This window comes from Pseudomonas putida, from assembly GCF_001636055.1.
In the GTDB taxonomy this organism is placed as follows: Bacteria; Pseudomonadota; Gammaproteobacteria; order Pseudomonadales; family Pseudomonadaceae; genus Aquipseudomonas; species Aquipseudomonas machongensis.
This window is the reverse complement of record NZ_CP011789.1, coordinates 5,646,991-5,669,644: the sequence shown is the minus strand read 5'-3', so window position 1 is coordinate 5,669,644 and position 22,654 is coordinate 5,646,991. Positions and strand designations below refer to the sequence as shown.

General features: G+C 64.2%; 19 protein-coding genes and 2 pseudogenes. 17 read left to right on the top strand and 4 right to left on the bottom strand.

Going from position 1 to position 22,654, the window contains the following annotated elements; translation table 11 throughout:
• Window positions 1-3: 3 nt before the first annotated feature.
• Both AB688_RS25370 and AB688_RS25365 read right to left on the bottom strand, forming a co-directional pair.
• Window positions 4-813, bottom strand: a complete 810-nt coding sequence (locus AB688_RS25370; RefSeq protein WP_063546419.1) for a rhodanese-like domain-containing protein — start codon at window positions 811-813, stop codon at window positions 4-6.
• Window positions 814-858: 45 nt separating this feature from the next.
• Window positions 859-2,394: an HDOD domain-containing protein gene (locus AB688_RS25365; protein ID WP_063546417.1), complete on the bottom strand. Its 1,536-nt coding sequence runs from the start codon at window positions 2,392-2,394 to the stop codon at window positions 859-861.
• Between the two features lie 130 nt (window positions 2,395-2,524).
• Here AB688_RS25365 and motA point away from each other — a divergent pair, with 130 nt between their 5' ends.
• Window positions 2,525-3,376, top strand: coding sequence for a flagellar motor stator protein MotA (motA, locus tag AB688_RS25360; RefSeq protein ID WP_054893175.1), 852 nt, complete (start codon window positions 2,525-2,527; stop codon window positions 3,374-3,376).
• A 3-nt stretch (window positions 3,377-3,379) separates the two neighbouring features.
• Entirely contained in the window at window positions 3,380-4,405 is a 1,026-nt protein-coding gene (gene motB / locus AB688_RS25355) for a flagellar motor protein MotB (RefSeq protein ID WP_063546415.1), read from the top strand.
• A gap of 42 nt (window positions 4,406-4,447) precedes the next feature.
• On the opposite strand, the gene rsgA is transcribed toward motB, so the two are convergent.
• Window positions 4,448-5,479, bottom strand: coding sequence for a small ribosomal subunit biogenesis GTPase RsgA (gene rsgA, locus AB688_RS25350; RefSeq protein WP_063546413.1), 1,032 nt, complete (start codon window positions 5,477-5,479; stop codon window positions 4,448-4,450).
• A gap of 92 nt (window positions 5,480-5,571) precedes the next feature.
• Here rsgA and orn point away from each other — a divergent pair, with 92 nt between their 5' ends.
• Entirely contained in the window at window positions 5,572-6,114 is a 543-nt protein-coding gene (orn, locus tag AB688_RS25345; protein ID WP_054893178.1) for an oligoribonuclease, read from the top strand.
• A gap of 85 nt (window positions 6,115-6,199) precedes the next feature.
• Window positions 6,200-6,811 carry a trimeric intracellular cation channel family protein gene (locus tag AB688_RS25340; protein WP_063546411.1) on the top strand — a complete coding sequence of 204 codons (612 nt, stop codon included), beginning with the start codon at window positions 6,200-6,202 and terminating at the stop codon, window positions 6,809-6,811.
• Between the two features lie 66 nt (window positions 6,812-6,877).
• On the opposite strand, the gene queG is transcribed toward AB688_RS25340, so the two are convergent.
• Entirely contained in the window at window positions 6,878-7,945 is a 1,068-nt protein-coding gene (queG, locus tag AB688_RS25335; RefSeq protein WP_063546409.1) for a tRNA epoxyqueuosine(34) reductase QueG, read from the bottom strand.
• Window positions 7,946-8,010: 65 nt separating this feature from the next.
• On the opposite strand from queG, the gene AB688_RS25330 reads away from it, so the two are divergent.
• The 13 genes and pseudogenes from AB688_RS25330 to AB688_RS27640 form a co-directional block, all read left to right on the top strand.
• Complete coding sequence (locus AB688_RS25330; RefSeq protein ID WP_063546900.1) at window positions 8,011-8,871, top strand: NAD(P)H-hydrate dehydratase; 861 nt, start codon at window positions 8,011-8,013, stop codon at window positions 8,869-8,871.
• Complete coding sequence (tsaE, locus tag AB688_RS25325) at window positions 8,868-9,332, top strand: tRNA (adenosine(37)-N6)-threonylcarbamoyltransferase complex ATPase subunit type 1 TsaE (protein WP_371105594.1); 465 nt, start codon at window positions 8,868-8,870, stop codon at window positions 9,330-9,332. The genes AB688_RS25330 and tsaE overlap by 4 nt, the downstream gene beginning before the upstream one ends.
• A complete protein-coding gene (locus AB688_RS25320) occupies window positions 9,333-10,778 on the top strand; it encodes an N-acetylmuramoyl-L-alanine amidase (protein ID WP_196759876.1) in 1,446 nt (481 codons plus the stop codon).
• A complete protein-coding gene (gene mutL, locus AB688_RS25315; RefSeq protein WP_063546407.1) occupies window positions 10,775-12,676 on the top strand; it encodes a DNA mismatch repair endonuclease MutL in 1,902 nt (633 codons plus the stop codon). Before AB688_RS25320 ends, mutL begins: the two co-directional genes overlap by 4 nt.
• Window position 12,677: 1 nt before the next feature.
• Window positions 12,678-13,649: a tRNA (adenosine(37)-N6)-dimethylallyltransferase MiaA gene (gene miaA / locus AB688_RS25310; RefSeq protein ID WP_054893183.1), complete on the top strand. Its 972-nt coding sequence runs from the start codon at window positions 12,678-12,680 to the stop codon at window positions 13,647-13,649.
• Window positions 13,650-13,742: 93 nt separating this feature from the next.
• Window positions 13,743-14,003, top strand: a complete 261-nt coding sequence (hfq, locus tag AB688_RS25305; protein WP_029612777.1) for an RNA chaperone Hfq — start codon at window positions 13,743-13,745, stop codon at window positions 14,001-14,003.
• A gap of 12 nt (window positions 14,004-14,015) precedes the next feature.
• Window positions 14,016-15,317, top strand: coding sequence for a ribosome rescue GTPase HflX (gene hflX, locus AB688_RS25300; RefSeq protein WP_054893184.1), 1,302 nt, complete (start codon window positions 14,016-14,018; stop codon window positions 15,315-15,317).
• 96 nt (window positions 15,318-15,413) lie between these two features.
• Window positions 15,414-16,595, top strand: coding sequence for an FtsH protease activity modulator HflK (hflK, locus tag AB688_RS25295; RefSeq protein ID WP_063546405.1), 1,182 nt, complete (start codon window positions 15,414-15,416; stop codon window positions 16,593-16,595).
• Window positions 16,595-17,464 carry a protease modulator HflC gene (hflC, locus tag AB688_RS25290; RefSeq protein WP_054893186.1) on the top strand — a complete coding sequence of 290 codons (870 nt, stop codon included), beginning with the start codon at window positions 16,595-16,597 and terminating at the stop codon, window positions 17,462-17,464. The genes hflK and hflC overlap by 1 nt, the downstream gene beginning before the upstream one ends.
• A gap of 280 nt (window positions 17,465-17,744) precedes the next feature.
• Window positions 17,745-18,932, top strand: coding sequence for an ATP phosphoribosyltransferase regulatory subunit (locus AB688_RS25285; protein WP_063546403.1), 1,188 nt, complete (start codon window positions 17,745-17,747; stop codon window positions 18,930-18,932).
• Window positions 18,933-18,987: 55 nt separating this feature from the next.
• Entirely contained in the window at window positions 18,988-20,280 is a 1,293-nt protein-coding gene (locus tag AB688_RS25280) for an adenylosuccinate synthase (RefSeq protein WP_054893188.1), read from the top strand.
• A gap of 552 nt (window positions 20,281-20,832) precedes the next feature.
• Window positions 20,833-21,525: pseudogene (locus tag AB688_RS27645) on the top strand (methyl-accepting chemotaxis protein); the annotation flags it as partial.
• 390 nt (window positions 21,526-21,915) lie between these two features.
• Window positions 21,916-22,431: pseudogene (locus tag AB688_RS27640) on the top strand (methyl-accepting chemotaxis protein); the annotation flags it as partial.
• Between the last annotated feature and the right edge of the window lie 223 nt (window positions 22,432-22,654).

Here is a 22,654-nt window from a genome sequence, read left to right as displayed (position 1 = left end):
TCCTTAAACTTCTACAGGCGTGTCCGGGTGATTGCCCCACTCGCTCCACGAGCCGGCGTAGGCCTTGACCCGTGGATAGCCGAGTGACTTGGCCACCAGGTAGGTGAATCCGGAGCGACGGTGGGTCTGGCAGTGGGTGATCACTTCCTTGTCAGGGGTGATGCCCAATTGCTGCAGTACTTCGGCGATGTCCTTGCGGATGCGCAGGTGGTCGTTGAGGTCCATGCCTGCAGTCCATTCGAAGTTGACCGCGCCGGGGATGTGGCCGGCCTTGGCTGCCAGCACCTTCTCGCCGTTGAATTCCTGCGGGCCGCGGGCGTCCCAGACCACCAGGTCGTCGGCGCCCAGGCGGCTTTGCAGGTATTCGCGGGTGGCGGTGGGTTCGGCGCGCAGGCGCAGGCGCACAGGCGTGCTGGCGGCTGCTGGCACTTCAGTGACGAGCTTGTCCGCAGGCCAGGCCTGGATGCCGCCGTTGAGGTAGTGGTAGCGCGCGTGGCCGATCACGTCGAGCAGCCAGATGAAGCGCCCGGCCCAGCCGCCGCCTTCGTCGTCGTATACCACGTACACCGCGTCGTCTCGGTGGCCGAGCTCGCTGAACAGCTTTTCCAGGTCGGCCTGGGCCGGCAGCAGGCCGGGAGCCGGAGGCTGTCCCAGCTGGGTGCGTTTGCCCTCGACGAACCGCGCGCCTGGGATGTGGCCGCTGACATAGCGGTTGGCGCTGCTCAGGTCGACCAGGATCAGCTCGGGCGAATCCAGGCGTGGCAGCAGGTCGGCGGCTTCGATCACCAGGGGCAAGCCGGAAAAATCAGTCATCCACGGTCTCCGGGGAGCAAGGGAGGTGCGATTGTAGCGCAAGGTTCAGGCATTGCGGTTGGCGAAGCTGGCCAGCGCGCGCTCGATACATTGTGCGGTTTTTCCGAAGGCCTGCACGCTCACGTCCGCAAGCGGCCTGCCGCCCTGGTCGGCGATCGCCAGCATCAATACCTGGTCGTTCACGGCCAGCGAGCGCAACAGCAAGTGCTCGCTGGGGAACAACGCACGCAGCGGTGCGGGCAGCAGGGCGGAAAACTGGGCATGATTGTCGGGCGTCAGGCGCAGTTGCGAGGCTTTGCTCAGCAGTTTTTGCAGCAGCTTGCTCTGGCCTGCTGCCAATGTCAGCGCTGAGGCTTCGCGCGGCAACCCGGCGCTCTGCTGTACGCGCAGGCAGTCATTGGGTTTGTCGAGCAGCAGCAACAGCACCCGCTGCATGCCGCAAGCCAGCAGTGCCTCGCGCGCCTGGGTGGCCAGGTGCACGGTGTTGGTGAACGGGCTGGGCTGGGCCAGCAGGTCGCCGCACAGCGTGCGCCAGCGTTGCAGGTCCTGGGCAGGTGGCGGTGGCGGGGTGAGCATGTCTGGGTGCGGGCGCCGCTGCTGCCAGGGCCAGATCAGCGCCTCGGCCGGGTGGAACAGTGCATGCCGGGCATGGTGGCGCGCGCTGGCCGCTGCTTGCTGGTGCACTTGCTGTTGCACATCATCCAGCGTGGTTTGCAGGTACATGGCGGTGAGCAGTTGCCAGCGCAGCAAGTGCGGGTTGTCCCAGCCGACCTGCGCCGACAGCGCCAGGCCGTTGGCCAGCAGCACGGTATTGGCCGGCTGGTTGAACCAGCGGCGCAGCCCGGGCTCTTCGTCCAGTCGATGCTGCTTGCTCAACTCGTCAGGCTCGCGGGCGATGTTCAGTACCTGGGCCAGTTGTTCGCGTTCTTCGAGCAGCAGGCGATAACCCTGGGTGACCCATTCCGGCAGGCGCCAGTGCGTGGCGACGGCGCGGCACAACTCCATGATGCGCACGCCGAACAGTGCATGCTCCACCTCTGAAGCCTCTTCACCCTTGTGAATGACCCGCAGTTCCCAGGTGTCGAGCAGCTTGGGGTAAGCCAGGGCCAGTGCCCACAGTGGCGACAGGAACAGCAGGCTGCCCCAGTGGATTTCCTGCCACAGGCGCGCCAGGCGGCTGGCGAACAGGCCGTTGGCTTGCTGGGTGGCGTGCTGGCTGATCAGCAGGAATTGGCGCAGCACCGGCGGAATGTCGTCTCCCGGTATCGATGGCAGGCGTCCCATCAGTTGCAGGATGCGGCTCAGGCCCAGACGGTTCAGGGCGATTTCCAGGCTTTCGGCGGGCTCGGCCTGGCTGGCGTGGTTCGGGTGATTGGCTTCGCGCATCACGCACAGCACCAGCGACGGGCTGTCCTGCATCAGTTCGGCGATGTCGCGCAGCGAGCGGCGATTGTCGTTGATGGCCGCCAGAACCCGGTCATGACTCTCTTTGGGCACCGGCACGCGGATGCCGTCGAGCAGCCTTACCCAGGCGTCTAGAGAGGAGGGGATCTGCGCTGGCACCTTGGTTTCGATTGGCATTTTGACATCAGTCCAAACTGGCTTTTCGCATTGAGTGGCTATAGTCTGGCGCAGTTCTGCCGATAAGGAGAAGAAGAGTTTCCAAGCTTCCGCCCCTGACCCTGACCACGACAGCAAGTGCTTCCAATCTATGGCTAAAATTATCGGCATCATCGTCGTATTCGCGAGTGTCCTCGGCGGATACGTCCTCTCCCACGGCAAGATCGCGGCGCTGATCCAGCCGTTCGAAGTGCTGATCATCGGCGGTGCGGCCTTTGGCGCGTTTCTCCAGGCCAACCCTGGCTACATGACCATGCACGTCATGAAGAAGTCGCTGAAGATGTTTGGCAGCCGCTTCACCCATACGTTCTACCTGGAAGTGTTGGGCCTGATCTACGAGATTCTCAACAAGAGTCGCCGCGAGGGCATGATGGCCATCGAGGGTGACATCGAGGATCCCGCGGCCAGCCCGATCTTCGCCAAGTACCCTGCGGTCATGGGCGATGCGCGGATGACCGCGTTCGTCTGCGACTACCTGCGCATCATGTCGACCGGCAACATGGCACCCCATGAGCTCGAAGGCCTGTTCGACATGGAGCTGCTGAGCCTGAAGGAAGACCTCGAGCACCCGTCCCATGCGGTGACCAGCGTTGCCGACGCCATGCCCGGCTTCGGTATCGTGGCGGCGGTACTCGGCATCGTGGTGACCATGGCCTCGCTGGGCGATGGCGACCAGAAATCCATCGGCCTGCACGTCGGTGCTGCGCTGGTCGGGACCTTCTTCGGTATTCTCGCGGCCTATGGTTTCTTCGGCCCGCTGGCCAACTGCCTGCGCCACGACGCCAAGGAAGAACTGAACGTCTACGAGGCGATCAAGGCTTCGCTGGTGGCCTCGGCGTCCGGCATGCCGCCGTCGCTGGCCGTCGAGTTCGGGCGCAAGGTGCTGTACCCGGCGCACCGTCCGAGCTTTGCCGAACTGGAACAAGCGGTTCGCGGTCGCTAAGCCATGGAGAACAATCAGCCCATCATCGTCAAGCGCGTCAAGCGCTACGGCGACGGCCACCATGGCGGCTCCTGGAAGATCGCCTTCGCCGACTTCGCCACGGCGATGATGGCGTTCTTCCTGGTGCTGTGGTTGCTGTCCACGGCCACCCCGGAGCAGAAGATCGCCATCGCCGGCTACTTCAAGGATCCGATCGGCTTCTCCGAGAGCGGTACGCCCTACGTCATCGACCTGGGCGGCTCGCCGCAGCTGGCCCCGGAAAAGACCATCAACCCGGAGGAGAAGTCCGAGCCGACGCCTGACACCAGCGTGCAGATGGACAAGGACCGGATCGAGACCATGGCCGACCAGGTCGAGCAGGAGCGGCTGCAACTGCTGCTGCAGGAGCTGCAGAACAAGGTCGAGGAAAATCCGCAACTGCAGAAGTTCAAGGACCAGATCCTGTTCGAGATTACCCAGGACGGCCTGCGCATCCAGATCATGGATGCCGAGAACCGGCCGATGTTCGACCTCGGCAGTGCGCGCCTGAAGCCCTACTTCGAAGACATCCTGCTGGCGATGGCCGACACCATCAAGGCCGTGCCGAACAAGATCAGCGTCAGCGGCCACACCGATGCCAAGCCTTATGCCGGTACCGGTGATTTCGGCAACTGGGAGCTGTCGGCCAACCGTGCCAACGCCGCGCGACGTGCGCTGGTGGCGGGTGGTTATCCGGATGGCCAGGTGGCGCGAGTGGTGGGTTACGCCTCGTCGTCGCTGTTCGACCGCGAAAACCCGTTCAACCCGGTCAACCGCCGGATCGACATCATCGTGCTGACCAAAAAAGCGCAGCGGGATATCGAGGGCGAGCAGGGTGCACCTGAGGCACCGGCCAACCCAACCCCGTCTGCCAATGCGGCGCCAGGAGCCCCTGGTGCCTCCGCCGCGCCGGCCGATGGCTCGACGCCGATGCAGCCGCGTGAGCTGCGCCAGAAGCTGAACATCTTCGAGGATGGCGTGCTGAAGATGGACGAGCCCAAGGAAAACTGAGTTCGTAATCTGCAGGAGCGGCGCAACGCCGCTCCTGCATCTTCAGTAGGTGTCTTGCGTCAGGCTTGCCACGATCGAGCGGTAGCTGTGCATCCGCTGCGCCGAGATACGCCCTTCCTCCAGACCTTTGAGCAACGCGCAGCCGGGCTCGCGGTCATGCTTGCAGTCGCGGAAGCGACAGTTGCCGAGCAGGTCGCGGAACTCGATGAAGCCCGCTTCCACATCGTCACGGCTGACATGCGCCAAGCCAAACTCGCGGATACCGGGGGAGTCGATCAGGTCGCCGCCGTTGGGGAAGTGGTAGAGCCGTGCGGTGGTGGTGGTGTGGGTACCCTGGCCCGACCACTCCGACAGATCGCCCACCCGCGTTTGCGCCTGCGGCAGCAGGCTGTTGACCAGCGACGACTTGCCCACACCCGACTGCCCGACGAACACGCTGATGTGCTCGTCCAGTGTCTGCTGCAGGCGCTGCATGCCATCGCCGTGGTGTGCGGACACTTCGAGCAGTGGGTAACCGAGATCGCGGTACACCGCTAGCAGCGCATTGAGCGTCGCTGCGTTGTCGTCGTTGATCAGGTCGGCCTTGTTCAGCAACAGCAGCGGGCGGATGCCAGCGTGCTCGGCAGCAACCAGGTAGCGGTCGATGAGATTGGCCTGGGGCTCGGGTGCCGGGGCGAAGACGATCACGATCAGGTCGACGTTGGCCGCGACCGGCTTGAGCTGGCCGTGGTTGTTCGGCCGGCACAGCTCGGTGCTGCGCGGCATCTGCGCGACGATCACACCGTTGCCCTGGTTGCCGGCCCGCCAGACCACCTTGTCGCCTGTGACCAGGGCAGGCAGGTTGGCGCGCAAGTGGCAGCGGAACACCTGGCCTGCGACGTCGCCGTCCTGGGCCTCGACCTCGACCGTGACGCCGAAGTGGGCGATCACCAGGCCCAGTTGTTCGGGCCCCAGGTCGCCGCCTTCGAGCTCTTGCAGGGCGTGCTGCTCGCGTTTGGCGGCGCGGGCGGCGCGTTCACCCTGGATCTTTTCGATGCGCCAGTTCTGGCGGCGGTTGAGCTGGCGTTTGGCCATGGAGGTTCCGTGTTGGCGGGGCAAAAGAAAACGGCAGGCAGTTTAGCACGCTCCACTAGGCTAATATGTTGGCCTATTCGAGGAGCTCATTCATGCACAACCCACAGAACCTGATCTGGATCGATCTGGAGATGACCGGCCTGGATCCGGACAACGACGTCATCATCGAGATGGCCACTATCGTCACCGACAGCGAGCTGAACACCCTGGCCGAAGGCCCGGTGATCGCCATTCATCACAGCGACGAAGTCCTGGCGCGCATGGACGAGTGGAACACCCGCACCCATGGCGCCTCGGGCCTGACCCAGCGCGTGCGCGAAAGCCGTATCGACATGGCCGAAGCCGAAGCCCAGACCATCGCCTTTCTCGAGCAGTGGGTACCAAAGGGCAAGTCACCCATCTGCGGCAACAGCATCTGTCAGGACCGCCGCTTCCTCTATCGTCACATGCGCGCGCTGGAAGGCTACTTCCACTACCGCAACCTCGATGTCTCCACACTCAAGGAGCTCGCTGCGCGCTGGGCGCCGGACGTGCGCGACAGCTTCAAGAAAGGCAGCACCCACCTGGCACTGGATGACATCCGCGAGTCGATCGCCGAGCTGCGTCACTACCGCGAGCATTTCATCAAGGTCTGATGAATCAGGGGGCGTGCATACGCCCCCTTTTGGTGCCACGCGCGACTGAGTAGACTGCGCGCCTTTTCTCGCACGGATCTGCGCCATGCTGTTGATGCTCTACCTCATCGCCATCACTGCCGAAGCCATGACTGGCGCCTTGTCCGCTGGCCGGCGCGGCATGGACTGGTTCGGCGTGGTACTGATCGCCTGCATCACCGCCCTGGGTGGTGGCTCGGTGCGCGACGTACTGCTCGGGCACTACCCGCTGACCTGGGTGAAGCACCCCGAATACCTGGTGCTGACCACTTTCGCCGCATTGCTGACGATCTTCATCGCGCCGCTGATGCGTCACCTGCGCTCGCTGTTCCTGGTCCTCGACGCCCTCGGATTGGTGGCCTTCACCTTGATTGGCTGCATGACTGCACTGGAAATGGGCCAGGGGATGCTGGTGGCGTCGATCAGCGGGGTGATCACCGGTGTGTTCGGCGGGATCTTGCGCGATATCTTCTGCAACGACATTCCGCTGGTGTTTCGTCGGGAGCTGTATGCCAGCGTGTCGTTCGCTGCGGCCTGGTTCTATCTGGGTTGCGTGTACTTCAAGGTGCCGGCCGAGCAGGCGATGCTGCTGACGCTGTTTGGCGGCTTCCTCTTGCGTTTGCTGGCCATCCGCTTTCACTGGGAAATGCCCAAGTTCCACTACAACGACGAGCATTGAGTCTTCGGGATCGAATGCGGCCTTTTCGCGGGCAAGTCGGAGCGCGAAAAGGTCGTACTGTTCCTGTCAGCCCGCCGCCTCGTGCCGCGCCAACGCCCACTCCACGTGGTCCCTGACCAATGCCGAAGGATGCTCGCGCCGCGCTTTCAGGGCCTCGAGCACGGCGATCGTCGAAGGTGCATTGCCCAGCCCGACCGCCAGGTTGCGCAGCCAGCGCTCGTAACCGGCGCGACGTAGCGGCGAGCCTTCGGTGCGGCTGAGAAAGGTCTTTTCGTCCCACAGGAACAGTGCCGCCAGCTCGGCGTTGTCCAGCCCGTGGCGCGGCTTGAAGTCGTCCTCGCCGGTCGATTTGGCGAAGCGGTTCCAGGGGCAGACGATCTGGCAGTCGTCGCAACCGAACACCCGGTTGCCGATCAGAGGTCGCAGCTCCAGCGGGATCGCGCCCTTGAGCTCGATGGTGAGGTACGAGATGCAGCGCCGCGCATCGAGCTGGTAGGGCCCGACGAAGGCCGCGGTGGGGCAGATGTCCAGGCACGCCTGGCAGCGCCCGCAATGCTCGCTGGTCTGGGCTTCGTCGGCGGGCAGTGGCAGATCGACAAACAGCTCGGCGAGGAAGAAGTAGCTGCCCGCCTTACGGTTGAGCAGCAGGGTGTTCTTGCCGATCCAGCCGAGCCCGGCCTGTTGGGCGATGGCCTTTTCCAGTACCGGAGCGCTGTCGACGAAAGCGCGGTAGCCGAAGGGGCCGATGGTTTCCTGGATGCGGTCGGCCAGGTGCTGCACGCGCTTGCGCACCAGCTTGTGGTAGTCGCGGCCCAGTGCGTAGCGAGAGATATAGGCTTTTTCCGGTTGAGCCAGGCGCTGGGCCATCTGCGTATCGCCGGGCAGATAGTCCATGCGCAGCGAAACCACCCGCAAGGTGCCGGGGATCAGTTCGGCAGGGCGCGAACGTTTCGTGCCGTGCGCTGCCATATAGTCCATCTCGCCGTGATGGCCGGCTTCAAGCCAGCGCTGCAAGTGCTGTTCATGCTCGCCAAGCTCGACATCGGCGATGCCCACGTGGGCAAAACCGAGTTCGCGGCCCCAATCCTTGATCGATTGGGCCAGTACTGGAAGGTCTAGAGAGGAGGCGGACATGGATGGACAAGGCATTGCAGGCTCAGGTGCGTATAATTCTGCCAGACATCGGAGCCTTTGACCCCATGCCTCAGACCAAACACCACGCCAATACCCCGCAAACGCTCAGCAGCGTGACCGTCGCGCACCTGCCTGCGCGGCCAGCAACTGCCCACAAGGGCGATTTTGGCCATGTGCTGGTGGTTGGCGGCGACTTGGGTACCGGCGGCGCCGTGCTGCTCAGTGCCGAGGCTGCGCTGCGCTGTGGTGCCGGGCTGGTCAGCGTGGCGACACGCCCCGAGCATGTGGGCGCGAGCCTCAGCCGTCTGCCGGAAACCATGTGCCTGGGGGTCAGTTCGGCCAACCAGTTGATGGCCGTGCTGGAGCGCGCTTCGGTGCTGGTGGTCGGGCCTGGTCTTGGCCAGGCGGCCTGGGGCCGCAGCCTGCTGTCGGCAGTCGCCAATGCGCACCTGCCGCAGGTCTGGGACGCCGATGCGCTCAACTTGCTGGCGCGTACGCCCCTGGCCTTGCCGGGCGGCAGCATCCTGACCCCGCATCCTGGGGAGGCCGCGCGCTTGCTGGGCGTTTCCACCGAGGCCGTGCAGGCCGACCGGCCCGGGGCTGCACGTAAACTGGCGCGTCGCTACGACAGTGTCTGCGTGCTCAAGGGCGCCGGAACCCTGGTCGCCGACCCGAGCGGCCAGTTGCGGCTGTGCGAACGAGGCCACCCGGCCATGGCCGGTGCCGGCCTGGGTGATGTGCTGACCGGCGTGCTGGCCGCGTTGCTCGCCCAGGGCCTGGACGCCTGGCAGGCGGCGGGCCTGGGCGTCTGGTTACACGCCTGCGCTGGCGAACGCCTGGGCGCGCAGGGCAGAGGTCTGGCGGCCAGCGATCTGGCTCCGGTCATTCGAGAATTGTTGGAGGAGCATTCAGCGTGTCAGGCATAACCCTGTTTCTGGCCGACGAGCCGGCTACCGTTGCGTTCGGCGCAGCGCTCGCCAAGGTCACCGGCGGCCATGGCGTGATCTTTCTGGAAGGCGATCTGGGCGCCGGCAAGACCACCTTGTCGCGAGGCCTGATCCGTGGATTGGGTCACACTGGCGCAGTAAAAAGCCCGACCTTCACCGTGGTCGAACCTTATGAAATAGGCGATATCCGCGCCTTCCATTTCGACCTTTACCGCCTGGTCGATCCAGAAGAGCTAGAGTTCATGGGAATTCGCGATTATTTCGAAGGCGATCCGCTGTGTCTTTTCGAATGGCCGCAGAAGGGCGCGGGCGTTTTGCCAAAGCCCGACCTGACCATTACCATAAGCCCCCAGGCGGGCGGCCGCTCGCTGAACCTGTCGCCGCAGGGGGCTCGCGGCGAAGCCTGGTGTGCCGCTCTGGCTGCCGAAAACAAATCGTAAGTGGGGAAAGGTATGCTGCGCATTCGCGCACTGGTCGCCGTCGTTGGACTGCTGCTGACAGCGGTGACCGTTGACGCTCTGGCCGTCACACAAGTCAAGAGCATGCGCCTGTGGCGCGCGCCGGACAATACTCGCCTGGTCTTCGATCTGTCGGGCCCGGTGCAGCACAGCGTCTTCACGCTCAGCGCGCCTGATCGCCTGGTCATCGACATCAATGGTGCGACGCTCGCCTCGCCATTGAACGTCTCCACCTCGAACACGCCTATCACCAGCGTGCGCTCGGCCCAGCGTACCGCGACCGACCTGCGCGTGGTGGTCGATCTGAAAAAGGCTGTCACGCCCAAAAGCTTCACCCTTGCACCCAACGCCCAGTACGGTAATCGCCTGGTGGTCGACCTGTACGACCAGGAAGCCGATGCGGTTGCCGCCAGCAACCCCACGCCGCCGCCGGTCACCCAGGCGCCAGCCACCACGCCCGCAGTACCGGTGACACCGGCGCAACCGGCGATCAAGCTGCCGCCGGTGCCCAACGGCAAGCGTGACATCGTGGTCGCCATCGACGCCGGCCATGGCGGGGAAGACCCTGGCGCCTCCGGCTCGCGTGGCCAGCACGAGAAAGACATCGTGCTCGATATCGCGCGCGAGCTTCAGCGCCAGATCAACACCGAGAAAGGTTATCGCGCCGAACTGACCCGGACCGGCGACTACTTCATTCCGTTGCGCAAGCGCACCGAGATTGCCCGCAAGAAGGGCGCTGACCTGTTTATCTCCATCCACGCCGACGCCGCGCCGTCGAAAGCGGCCTTCGGCGCCTCGGTATTTGCCCTGTCCGACCGTGGCGCTACCTCCGAGACCGCGCGCTGGCTGGCCGACAGCGAGAACCGCTCCGACCTCATCGGCGGTGCCGGTAACGTCAGCCTCGATGACAAGGACCGCATGCTTGCCGGTGTGCTGCTCGACCTCTCGATGACGGCCACGCTCAGTTCCAGCCTCAACGTGGGCCAGAAAGTGCTGGGCAACATGGGCCGCATCACGCCGCTGCACAAGCAGCGCGTGGAACAGGCGGGATTCATGGTGCTGAAGTCGCCGGACATTCCGTCGATCCTGGTCGAGACCGGTTTCATCTCCAACGCCAACGAAGCCAACAAGCTGGCAACCAAGAGTCACCAGCAGGCGCTGGCCCGCTCGATTCATAGCGGTGTGCGCCAGTTCTTCCAGCAGAACCCGCCGCCAGGCACCTACATCGCCTGGTTGCGCGATTCCGGCAAGATCGCCCAGGGCCCACGTGAACACAGCGTGCGTCCGGGCGAGACGCTGGCGATGATCGCCGTGCGTTATCAGGTCAGCGTTGCCAGCCTGCGTAGCACCAACAACCTCAAGAGCGATGAGCTCAAGGTCGGTCAGCACCTCGATATCCCGGCCACCACCCTGGCGTCCCAGCAATGAGTGGTGGTTCGCGAATCCAGCTGCTCAGCCCGCGGCTGGCCAACCAGATCGCCGCCGGTGAGGTGGTTGAACGCCCTGCGTCGGTGGCCAAGGAGCTGCTGGAGAACAGCCTGGATTCCGGTGCCCGGCGCATCGACGTTGATGTCGAACAGGGCGGCGTGAAGCTGCTGCGCGTGCGTGACGATGGCAGTGGCATCGCCCCGGACGACCTGCCTCTGGCGCTGGCGCGCCACGCGACCAGCAAGATCCGCGAGCTGGAAGACCTTGAGGGCGTGCTCAGCCTGGGCTTTCGTGGCGAGGCACTTGCGTCGATCAGTTCGGTAGCGCGCCTGACCCTGACCTCGCGTACCGCCAATGCCAGCGAAGCCTGGCAGGTCGAGACCGAGGGCCGAGACATGCTCCCGCGGGTTCAGCCGGCGGCGCACCCCATCGGTACGTCGGTCGAAGTACGCGACCTGTTCTTCAACACCCCGGCCCGGCGCAAGTTCCTCAAGGCCGAGAAAACCGAATTCGATCATCTGCAGGAAGTGATCCGGCGCCTGGCGCTGGCGCGCTTTGATGTGGGCTTTCACCTGCGCCACAACGGCAAGAGCATCCTCAGCCTGCATGAGGCGCCCGACGAGCTGTCGCGCGCGCGGCGGGTCGGGGCGATCTGCGGGCCTGGCTTCCTCGAGCAGGCGCTGCCGATCGAGGTCGAGCGCAATGGCCTGCGCCTGTGGGGCTGGGTCGGCTTGCCGACCTTCTCGCGCAGCCAGGCAGACCTGCAGTACTTCTTCGTCAATGGCCGCGCGGTGCGCGACAAACTGGTCGCCCACGCGGTGCGCCAGGCCTACCGCGACGTGCTGTTCAACGGCCGACATCCGACATTCGTGCTGTTCCTGGAGCTCGATCCCACCGGTGTCGATGTCAACGTGCACCCGACCAAGCACGAAGTGCGCTTTCGTGAAGGGCGGATGGTCCACGACTTCCTGTACGGCACCTTGCACCGTGCGCTGGCCGATGTGCGCCCCGAGGATCAGCTCGCGGCGCCGGCGGCAACCACTGAGATCGTGCGCCCCAGCGGCCTGCAGGCCGGTGAGTTCGGCCCCCAGGGCGAGATGCGCCTGGCCGCCTCGGTGCTCGAACAGCCCCAGGCGCAGCAGCAGCCGTCGTTCTCCAATGGTGGCGCGGGCGCAGGCTACCAGTACCAGTACACGCCGCGCCCGTCGCAGCCGGTGCCGGCAGCAGAGGCGCAAGCAGTCTACCGCGAGTACTTCGCCCCGCTGGAGACCAGCGCCCAGCCTCCCGTGGCGCTGCCGGAAAGCCAGGGTGACATTCCACCGCTGGGCTATGCCCTGGCTCAGCTCAAGGGCATCTACATCCTGGCCGAGAACGCCGTGGGCCTGGTGCTGGTAGACATGCACGCCGCCCACGAGCGGATCATGTACGAGCGCCTGAAGCTGGCGATGGCCAGCGAAGGCTTGAGTGGCCAGCCGCTGCTGGTGCCTGAATCACTGGCGGTGAGCCAGCGTGAGGCCGACTGCGCCGAGGAACATGCCCAGACCTTCCAGCGCCTGGGCTTCGAGCTGCAGCGCCTGGGCCCGGAAACCCTGGCGATCCGCCAGATCCCCGCGTTGCTCAAGCAGGCCGAGGCCAACCGCCTGGTGCAGGATGTACTCGCCGATCTCATGGAGTACGGCACCAGCGACCGCATTCAGGCGCACATCAACGAGCTGCTCGGCACCATGGCCTGCCACGGTGCGGTGCGTGCCAACCGACGCCTGGCGATCCCGGAGATGAACGCCTTGCTGCGTGACATGGAGAACACCGAGCGCAGCGGCCAGTGCAACCACGGCCGACCGACCTGGACCCAGATGGGCCTGGATGATCTGGACAAACTTTTCCTGCGCGGTCGATGACATGAGTGGCAAGCCCCCAGCGATTTTTCTCATGGGCCCGACGGCTGCCGGCAAGACCGACCTGGCCATTGCCCTTACACAGTCCCTGCCTTGCGAGCTGATCAGCGTCGACTCGGCCATGGTCTACCGCGGTATGGACATCGGCACCGCCAAGCCTTCGCCCGAGGTGTTGGCTGCCCATCCGCACCGGCTGGTAGACATCCGCGACCCGGCCGAGAGCTATTCGGCGGCGCAATTCTGTGGCGATGCGCTGCAGGCCATGGCCGAGATCACTGCGCGTGGCAAGATCCCGCTGCTGGTCGGCGGCACCATGCTGTACTACAAGGCGCTGGTGGACGGCCTGGCCGACATGCCGCCCGCTGATGCCGAGGTTCGCGCCGAACTCGAGGCCCAGGCCCGCGAGCTGGGCCTGGGGGAGCTGCACCGGCAGTTGGCCGAGATCGACCCGGTATCGGCGGCGCGCATTCATCCGAACGATCCGCAGCGGTTGATCCGTGCGCTGGAGGTATACCGGGTGAGCGGCGAGAGCATGACTGCCCACCGCGAGCGTCAATCAGCCGAAACCCGCGGTTCAGACGCAGGCGCGGGCGGACATTTGCCCTATACTGTCGCCAGTCTGGCGATTGCGCCTACAGATCGTCACATTTTGCATGAGCGAATTGCGCTACGATTTTCGCAGATGCTGGAACAGGGCTTCGTCGACGAGGTCCGAGAGCTGCGGGCCAGAAGTGACTTGCATGTCGGGCTGCCGTCTATACGGGCAGTGGGGTACAGGCAGGTATGGGACTATCTGGACAGCAAACTGACAGCCGAGCAGATGCGCGAACGCGGTATCATCGCCACCCGCCAGCTGGCCAAGCGGCAGTTCACCTGGTTGCGTAGCTGGTCCGACGTACACTGGCTGGACAGCCTGGCCTGCGACAATCTGTCCCGCACCTTGAAATACCTGGAATCGGTCTCCATATTGAGCTGAGTCCCTGCAATTGCCGTCTATTCTTGCGACTGACGGCCTTAATGAACGAATTTTTTCAGTTTTTTACTATTGATCCTTACAGGAGTGCGGCATATGTCAAAAGGGCATTCGCTACAAGACCCTTACTTGAACACCTTGAGAAAAGAAAAGGTCCCGGTCTCGATCTACCTGGTCAACGGCATCAAGCTGCAAGGCCAGATCGAATCTTTCGACCAGTTCGTCGTGCTGCTGAAGAACACCGTCAGCCAGATGGTCTACAAGCACGCGATTTCCACTGTCGTACCTGCCCGTCCGGTTCGTCTGCCAAGCCCGTCCGATTCCGAGCACGGCGACAGCGAGCCAGGCAACGCCTGATAGGAGCCTGCATTGTTCTTTGAGCGCCACGGTGGTGGTGAGCGGGCGTTGCTCGTTCACTTGGAAGGTCAGAACCCTGAGGCGCGCGAAGACCCGCAGGAGTTTCAGGAGCTGGCACTGTCGGCCGGAGCGGACATCGTCCACCTGGCCACGGTTGCCCGGCACCAGCCCACAGCCAAGTTTCTGATCGGCAGCGGCAAGGTCGAGGAACTGCGCGACCTGGTCAAGGCCGAAGAAGCCGACCTGGTGATTTTCAATCACACCCTCACCCCCAGTCAGGAGCGCAACCTCGAGCGCGTCTTCGAGTGCCGTGTGCTTGACCGTACCGGTTTGATTCTCGATATCTTCGCCCAACGGGCGCGGACTCACGAAGGCAAGCTGCAGGTCGAACTGGCCCAGCTCGAGCACATGAGCACGCGGCTGGTGCGCGGCTGGACCCACCTTGAGCGACAGAAAGGTGGTATCGGTCTGCGCGGCCCGGGTGAAACCCAGCTTGAAACCGACCGCCGCCTGCTGCGGGTGCGCCTGCGTCAGATCAAGGCGCGTCTGGAGAAGGTGCGCAGCCAACGCGAGCAGGCCCGGCGCGGACGCAAGCGCGCGGACATCCCCTCAGTGTCGCTGGTGGGCTATACCAACGCCGGCAAGTCCACGCTGTTCAACGCCCTGACGCAATCGGAGGTGTACGCGGCCGACCAGTTGTTCGCCACACTCGACCCGACATTGCGCAGGCTCGAGCTGGACGACCTGGGGCCGATCGTGCTGGCCGACACCGTGGGCTTCATTCGCCACCTGCCACACAAGCTGGTCGAGGCTTTTCGGGCTACGCTCGAAGAGTCGAGCAACTCCGACCTGCTGCTGCATGTGATCGATGCGCACGAGCCCGAGCGCATGGAGCAGATCGAACAGGTGCTCGCGGTGCTGGGCGAGATCGGTGCCGAAGGCTTGCCGATCCTCGAGGTCTATAACAAACTCGACCTGCTCGAAGATGTCGAGCCGCAGATCCAGCGCGATGCCGACGGCAAGCCGGAGCGGGTCTGGGTTTCGGCCCGCGACGGGCGCGGTCTTGAGCTTGTGGGGCAGGCGATAGCCGAATTGCTGGGGGATGATCTGTTTGTCGGAACCCTGCGCCTGGAACAGCGACTTGCACGCTTGCGCGCGCAATTCTTCGAACTGGGGGCAGTGCAAGGCGAAGAACACGATGAACAGGGCAGCAGCTTGCTGAGCGTGCGTCTGCCCCGGGTCGAGCTCAATCGCCTGATCAGCCGCGCAGGCCTTGAGCCTGAAGTGTTCATCGAGCAACACACTTTGCAATAAATGCCCGTCGAGGTCGCCGGGCAGCCGTGACAGGCATTCTGTAGCATTGGACGGCGCGCCGTGGGCGCGTCTTTGCTTTATCAGATGGAGAGCGCTATGGCTTGGAACGAGCCGGGTGGCAACTCGAACAATCAGGATCCCTGGGGCGGCCGCCGTGGTGGCGGTGGTGGTGGCGACAAGAAGGGACCACCGGATCTCGACGAGGCCTTCCGCAAGCTGCAGGACAGCCTGAACGGCATGTTCGGCGGCAGCAAGAAACGCGGTGGCGGTGGTGACCGCAACATCGGCAAGGGTGGCGGCTACGGCTTGCTGGGCATTGGCCTGGCAGTTCTGGCGGCAATCTGGCTGTACAGCGCCGTCTACGTGGTCGACGAGCAGGAGCAGGCCGTGGTGCTGCGCTTCGGCAAGTACTACGAGACCGTGGGGCCGGGCCTGAACATCTACTTCCCGCCGATCGACCGCAAGTACATGGAAAACGTCACGCGTGAGCGTGCGTACACCAAGCAGGGCCAGATGCTCACCGAGGACGAGAACATCGTCGAGGTGCCGCTGACCGTGCAGTACAAGATCAGCAACCTGCAGGACTTCGTTCTCAACGTCGACCAGCCGGAAGTAAGCTTGCAGCACGCAACCGACAGTGCCCTGCGCCATGTCGTGGGCTCCACCTCGATGGATCAGGTGCTGACCGAAGGTCGTGAGCAGATGGCCGTGGATATCCGCGAACGCCTGCAGCGCTTCCTCGACACCTACCGCACCGGTATCACCGTCACCCAGGTCAACGTACAGAGCGCGGCAGCCCCGCGTGAAGTGCAGGAAGCCTTCGACGACGTGATCCGCGCCCGTGAGGACGAGCAGCGTGCGCGCAACCAGGCCGAGTCCTACGCCAATGGCGTGGTGCCTGAGGCCCGTGGTCAGGCGCAGCGCATCATCGAGGACGCCAACGGTTACCGCGATGAAGTGATCGCCCGCGCCAAGGGTGAGGCCGATCGCTTTACCAAGCTGGTCGCCGAGTACCGCAAGGCGCCGGACGTCACCCGTCAGCGTCTGTACCTGGAGACCATGCAGGAGGTGTACAGCAACACCAGCAAGGTCATGGTGGCCACCAAGGACGGGCAGAACAACCTGCTCTACCTGCCACTGGACAAGATGGTCGAAGGCAGCCGCAACACTGCAGCGCCGTCCAGCAGCGTGTCGCCGTCGGTCAACGACGCCGCCACTCGCGCTGTACAGGACCTGCAACAGCAACAACAGCCGCTGCGCACTAGGGAGAGCCGCTGATGAGCAATAAATCGCTGTTCGCCCTGATTGCCGCCGTGGTGCTGGCGATCGTCGCCTGGAACTGCTTCTACATCGTGTCGCAGACCGAGCGGGCGGTATTGCTGCAGTTCGGCCGTGTGGTCCAGGCGGATGTCCAGCCGGGCCTGCATGTGAAGGTTCCGTACGTCAACCAGGTGCGCAAGTTCGACGCCCGTCTGATGACCCTCGACGCCCCGACCCAGCGTTTCCTGACGCTGGAGAAGAAAGCCGTGATGGTCGATGCCTACGCCAAGTGGCGGGTGAAGGACGCCGAGCGTTTCTACACTGCGACCTCGGGCATGAAGCAGATCGCCGACGAGCGCCTGTCGCGTCGTCTGGAAAGCGGCCTGCGTGACCAGTTCGGTAAGCGCACCCTGCATGAGGTGGTATCCGGTGAACGTGACGCGCTGATGGCCGACATCACCGCTTCGTTGAACCGCATGGCCAACAAGGAGCTGGGGATCGAGGTCATCGACGTCCGCGTCAAGGCCATCGACCTGCCGAAGGAAGTCAACCGCAGCGTGTTCGACCGTATGAGCACCGAGCGTGAGCGTGAAGCGCGCGAGCACCGCGCCAAAGGTAACGAGCTGGCTGAAGGTATTCGTGCAGATGCCGACCGTCAGCGCCGTGTGCTGCTGGCTGAAGCCTACCGTGAAGCTGAAGAAACCCGTGGTGATGGCGATGCCCAATCGGCTGCCATCTATGCCAAGGCCTACGGCCAGGACGCTGATTTCTACGTGTTCTACCGCAGCCTGCAGGCTTATCGCGAGAGCTTTGCCAGCAAGAGCGACGTGCTGGTCCTGGATCCGAAGAACGAGTTCTTCCGCTTCCTGGACAAGAGCAAGCCGTAACAGGAAAGACCCCCGCCGGGCAGCTAAAACGCCCGGTGGGGTGCATCCCGAATCAAAAGGGGTGTATGATGAGTCAGCCGGGAAATTCCCGGCTTTTTTGCGTCTGCAAGGTTGATTGGCCCCCGGCTTTTTGACGACTTGGACAGGACGCGCAGTTTTTCGAGGGTGTTGGCACGGCGGCGGCGCTGGGATCGGTGCTGCCTGCTGTTGTGCGCCAATGCCTGCTTCACAGACGGCTAACCTGTTGGGCGGCCGCCCGGACCAGAGGGGAAATGGCGTAATGGCAACGGTAGACCGCTGGCTTCTGCCAGATGGCATCGAGGAAGTACTGCCACCTGAAGCGGCGCGCATCGAGATTGCGCGTCGCCAGGTGTTGGACCTGTTCCAGAGTTGGGGTTATGAACTGGTCGTCACCCCACATATCGAGTACCTGGAGTCGCTGCTTACCGGCGCCGGCCAGGACCTGGATCAGCGTACCTTCAAGGTGGTCGACCCGCAGTCCGGTCGCCTGATGGGTTTCCGTGCCGACTTCACGCCGCAGGTGGCGCGCATCGATGCCCACACCCTGCGCCGCGAAGGCCCGAGCCGCCTGTGCTACGCCGGCAGTGTGCTGCACGCCGAGCCGCGTGCGTTGTCGACTTCGCGCAGCCCGATCCAGTTGGGTGCCGAGTTGTATGGCGACGCCAGTCCGACCAGCGACGTCGAAGTGATCAGCCTGATGCTGACCACCTTGCAACTGACCGACGTTGCCGATGTGCACATGGATCTGGGGCACGTCGGTATCTACCGTGGCCTGGCTCGTGCCGCCGGCCTGTCGGGCGCGGTCGAGCAGCAGTTGTTCGATGCGCTGCAGCGCAAGGCTGTCGATGAAGTTCACGAGCTGACCGCCGACCTGCCGAAAGACCTGGGCAACATGCTGCGTGCCCTGGTCGAACTGTGCGGTGGTCGTGAAGTGCTGGCCGACGCCCGCGTGCGTCTGGGCCGAGCTCCGGCCAGCGTGCTGGCGGCCCTGGACGACCTGCTGGCGATCGCCGATCGCCTGGCGGCGCGTTACCCGGACTTGCCGCTGTACTTCGACCTGGGCGAGCTGCGCGGCTACAACTATCACACCGGCGTGGTGTTCGCGGTGTTCGTACCCGGTGTCGGCCAGTCGATCGCCCAGGGTGGACGCTACGATGACATCGGCGCCGACTTCGGCCGGGCACGTCCGGCCACCGGTTTCTCCACGGATTTGAAGACCCTGGTCACACTGGGGCGAGCGGAGGTCGTATTGCCTTCTGGCGGCATCTGGATGCCGGACAGTGGCGACGCGGCCCTCTGGCAGCAGGTCTGCCAGTTGCGCAACGAGGGCCAGCGTGTGGTCCAGGCACTGCCTGGCCAGCCGCTGAGTGCTGCTCTCGAGGCGGATTGTGATCGGCAATTGATTCAGCAAGACGGGCGCTGGCAGGTTCTGCCGCTGACCCATTGAGATTCTTCGCCGGCAATGGGCCGGCAACCAAGTTGCGTGAATGAGGACAAGTGTTATGGGTAAGAATGTCGTCGTCCTGGGCACCCAGTGGGGTGATGAGGGCAAAGGCAAGATCGTCGATCTGCTGACCGAACATGCTGCCGCCGTCGTGCGTTACCAGGGCGGCCACAACGCGGGCCACACCCTGGTGATCAACGGTGAGAAGACCGTTCTGCACCTGATCCCGTCGGGTATCCTGCGAGAAGGCGTACAGTGCCTGATCGGCAACGGCGTCGTCGTCGCGCCGGACGCCCTGATGCGCGAAATCACCAAGCTCGAAGAGAAGGGCGTACCGGTTCGCGAGCGCCTGCGCATCAGCCCGGCTGCTCCGCTGATCCTGTCGTACCACGTGGCGCTGGACCAGGCCCGCGAAAAGGCCCGTGGCGAAGCCAAGATCGGCACCACCGGCCGTGGTATCGGCCCAGCCTACGAAGACAAGGTCGCCCGTCGCGGCCTGCGCGTGGGTGACCTGTTCCACCGCGAGCGTTTCGCCGCCAAGCTCGGTGAGCTGCTGGACTACCACAACTTCCAGCTGGTCAATTACTACAAAGAGCCGGCCATCGACTTCCAGCAGACCCTCGACGAGTGCATGGCCTATGCCGAGCAGCTCAAGCCGATGATGCTCGACGTCACCGCCGAACTGCACAACCTGCGCCGTGCCGGCAAGGACATCATGTTCGAAGGCGCCCAGGGCTCGCTGCTGGACATCGACCACGGCACCTACCCGTACGTCACCAGCTCGAACACCACCGCTGGCGGCATCTCCACCGGTTCCGGCGTTGGCCCGATGTACCTGGACTACATCCTCGGTATCACCAAGGCCTACACCACCCGCGTGGGTTCCGGTCCGTTCCCGACCGAACTGTTCGACGAAACCGGTGCTACCCTGGCCAAGCGTGGCCATGAGTTCGGCTCCACCACCGGTCGTGCCCGTCGCTGCGGCTGGTTCGATGCCGTGATCCTGCGTCGTGCCATCGACGTCAACAGCATCTCGGGTATCTGCCTGACCAAGCTGGACGTGCTGGACGGTCTGGAAACCATCAACATCTGCGTCGGCTACAAGAACGAGAACGGTGCGGTGATCGACGCGCCTTCCGATGCCGACAGCTACATCGGCCTGGAGCCGGTGTACGAAGAGATGCCAGGCTGGAGCGAGTCGACCCTGGGCGTGAAAGCCCTGGAAGAGCTGCCGCAGGCCGCGCGCAACTACATCAAGCGCATCGAGGAGCTGGTCGGTGCCCCGATCGACATCATCTCCACCGGCCCGGACCGCAACGAGACCATCGTGCTGCGTCATCCGTTCGCCTGATCTGCCTTCTGGCTGATCCTGCGCCGCAGCCCTGCAAGGGGTTGCGGCGTTTTTGTTCCTGGCTGCAGTGGTCTTTCGCGGGTAAGCCCGCTACCACGGTGCATCGGTCTGCTAGACCTTGGCGTATTTCCCTCCTGCTTCAGGCATGACCCTTGCTGTAAGAAGATTCTGTAGATGCCATCAAAGTAATGGCGCCAGAAACACGGGGGTTCAAACGTGTCTGCCATCCTCTCTCTGTTACGAAGCCGCCTCCTGCGGCCTGTTTTTGTTGCACTTGGTATCGCTCTTCTGGTGCAAGTCGTGGTCGCCGTCGTGCTGACCCGCAGCACCGTCACTGCGCTGGAGGCCGACCTGGGCGAACGCCTGGGCGCTGACAGTCGCAAGCTGGCAGGTGAGCTGGAGCAGGCCGGGCAAGATGTGCGCTCCGGTCTCGACAGCCTCTCGGCCAGTACCCGGCAACGCCTGAGCGCGGGGCTTTCCACGCGATTACAGAGCGAACAGCAACAGCTACGCACCACGCTGGAGCAAAGCCTCAAGGAGTCGGCCAACGATATGGCCGAGTTGCTGGCCTCGGTGGCACCGAGGGCGATCTGGGACAATGACGTCCCCACCCTATCTGACTTCGCTCGTCGCGCGCAGCGCAATCCCAACGTGTTGTTCGTGATCTACGACAACGCCGAGGGCGAGCACCTCACCCGTTACCTCAACCGCCAGAACCCGATCAATCAGGCGCTGATGGAAAAGGGTCAGGGCGAGCGGGCGCTGGACAAGGTGCTCGACGCTGCGCGCCGGGATCCATCGGTTTACTTCGTCGAGGCTTCGATCAGCCCCAATGGCGCCCAGATCGGCAAGGTACTCATGGGGGTCTCGACCGCTGCCGTCGATCAAGAGCTCAAGGCGCTCGACCAGCGCTTTGCCGCCCTGATCGCAAGTGGCGAGCAACTGGTCGGCGAGAGCCTCGGCGCTGCCGCGGCCGATAGCGGCAAGACCCTGCAGGCTCGTCTTGAGACCGCGCAGAACAGCGCCACTGCCATGCAGGCCAATACCGCGCAGACGGTTCGCGACGCGGCCGGCGAGCTGCGTTGGCGCATCGGCGTCGGCCTGGTGCTGGTCGGGCTTGGCGTGCTGTTGGTGGTTGCCGTGGTGCTGGGGCGACGAGTGGTCAGCAAGCTGCGCCTGCTCATTGCTGCCCTCGACGACCTGGCCGCCGGGGAGGGCGACCTGACCAAGCGTGTGGCGCTCGACAGCCGTGACGAGATCGGCGACATGGCGTCGGCGGTCAACCGCTTCGTCGACAAGCTTCAGCCGATCGTTCGCGAAGCCGGTGAAGTGGCCCAGCGTACCGGGGTGGAAATCGGCACCATGGCCCAGCGCAATGCGGGGGCCGATGCAGCGGCAGCGTTGCAGCGCGACGAGGTGGCGGCGAGTCTGCGCGACCTGTCGAGCATGGCCGACGAGGCTCAGGCCGAGAGCCACGCCATGCAGGCGGCGTTGCAGCAGGTCGTGGATATCCGCCAGGCTACCGACGAGAACAGTCGCGCTTCGACCCAGCTGGCCAAGCTGATCGAGAAGCTGGCGGGGGAAGTGGAAAGCGGCTCGCAGGTCATCGAGCGCCTCGCCAAGCAGAGCGAGCAGATCGAAGTGGTGCTGACCGTGATCCACGGCATCGCCGAGCAGACCAACCTGCTTGCGCTCAATGCGGCGATCGAGGCGGCGCGTGCCGGTGAGACAGGGCGCGGTTTTGCAGTGGTAGCCGATGAAGTGCGGGCTCTGGCAAGCAAGACGCAAAGCTCCACCGGCGATATCCAGGCGCATATCGTTGCCTTGCAACAGGGGGCGAAAGAGGCTGTGGCCACCATCGGCCAGGCGGGGCGCCAGGCCAGCGAAGGGCTGCTGGTGTTGCGTGATAACGAACGCCGCCAGCAGTCGGTGCAGGCGGCGGTGGAGCAGGTGCATGCCGCCATCGGCCTGGCGACTCGCGCCGCCGAGCAGCAAGCCAACGGCGCCCAGGCGGTGCGGGGGCGGGTCGAGAATATCCACGCGCAGGCAGAGCGCTCGGCCGAAGTGGTGATGCAGACCACGGCCAGTAGCAAGGTGCTGGATGATCTGGCGGCGCAGTTGAGGGCGAGTCTGGGGCAGTTCAGGGCTTGAGCAGGCGTCAATCCAGATAGGCAGGAGATATCGGTGAATCGCCCGGGGGCGCCAGCATTTTTGTAACGCTGTGCTTGTATCGTCAGCGCCAAGGTGCCGAACCGACCAGGCCGGCCACGGGATAAATACCGCGCGGTAGTATTCGTTAACGTTGTGGCGAATTGATATCGCTCAATGTCCGGCTGTTGCAGCTCCGCTAGGCTCGCACCTTCAGGGGGCGGCT